The organism is Rhizobium sp. Root1220, from assembly GCF_001426265.1.
Taxonomy (GTDB): domain Bacteria; phylum Pseudomonadota; class Alphaproteobacteria; order Rhizobiales; family Rhizobiaceae; genus Rhizobium.
Map to the genome: position 1 here is coordinate 1 of NZ_LMDG01000029.1, position 1,240 is coordinate 1,240.

Below are 1,240 nucleotides of genomic sequence, written 5' to 3' on the forward strand. Positions count from 1 at the left end.
AACGTCGGGACGGGCTTCAAGGAAGCGGAGACCGCGAGCCTGAAGAAGATGCTCGACACACTGCGCTGGAAGCGAAAGCAGCCACCGGTTGATCCGGGTGACGCTGGCCGCAACGTCATTTGGGTTCAGCCGACCTTGATTGCCGAGATCGAGTTCCGCGCCTGGACGATGGACGGCAAGCTTCGACACGCATCCTACAAGGGATTGCGGGAGCGCCAGGACAACGCCGACGTTTTCCGCCTCGACTAGCGGATGGCGCGACATGCGCTAAGTTAGCCCCGGTTCTATCGGGAGGGACAGGCGTCGCATGTGCAATCTTTATCGCATGGAAGACAAGGACTGGGTCAGCAGGTGGGCCCAGGATGTCGAGAGCCTGATCAACATCATGCCGGCCTACCAGATGAACCCCGACCAGTCGGGGCCGATCGTTCGAAACACCCCTGACGGCCGCAAGCAGCTTGTCAATGCCCGATGGGGCCTTCCCTCCCCGTTTTTCGCGCAGAAGAAGGCAGCGGAAACGCGTGCCGATAAACTCAGGGCAAAAGGTCATGCCGTCGACATGGACGAGCTCATTCGCATGGAGCCCGACCGCGGCGTCACCAATGTCCGCAAGCTCAACATTCCCCATTGGAAGCGCTGGTTCGGCCTCGAGCATCGCTGCCTCGTACCGGTCACCAGCTTCGCGGAACCGGATCCCGCCAGCCAGGAGGAGGGTGGCAAGGTGCCGAATACCTGGTTCGCTCGCGACGAGGCGAAATCGCTGATGTTCTTCGCCGGCATTCACGTGCCGCAATGGAAGAGCGTCAGGAAGGTGAAGGATGGGCTGACGACCGATGATCTCTATGGTTTCCTGACGACAGATGCGAACAATCTGGTGAAGCCGATCCACGACAAGGCGATGCCGGTGCTGCTGCTCACCCAAGAAGAGACCGACGTCTGGACGCGAGCGCCGTGGGAAGAAGCGATGCACCTGGCGCGACCGCTGCCTGACGACGCTCTGATCATATCGTCGCGTGAGCCCTATGGCTCCTTGATCGTTGCTAAAGACGGCGAACCACTGCAGCAGGCGACGCTGCTGTAGCTGCAAAACTCCTCAATTGCCTTCGCGCTATTTGACTCTACAGCCAAATGTTCTTATTTTGTTCCCTATTCCATTAGGGAAAGGATAGGACATGAGCTGGCTCAAACTCGACCCCGCACAATCGYCGGTTCGTAGACGTAGTGGATCTCGGGAAAGCCG

General features: G+C 59.2%; 1 protein-coding gene and 1 pseudogene. Both read left to right on the plus strand.

Translation table 11 applies throughout. The annotated features are described in order from the left end of the window. Positions 1-249 (plus strand): annotated as a pseudogene (locus ASC90_RS17115) (ATP-dependent DNA ligase); the annotation flags it as partial. Between the two features lie 58 nt (positions 250-307). Further along, positions 308-1,081, plus strand: a complete 774-nt coding sequence (locus ASC90_RS17120; RefSeq protein WP_056542750.1) for an SOS response-associated peptidase — start codon at positions 308-310, stop codon at positions 1,079-1,081. Positions 1,082-1,240 lie beyond the last annotated feature (159 nt).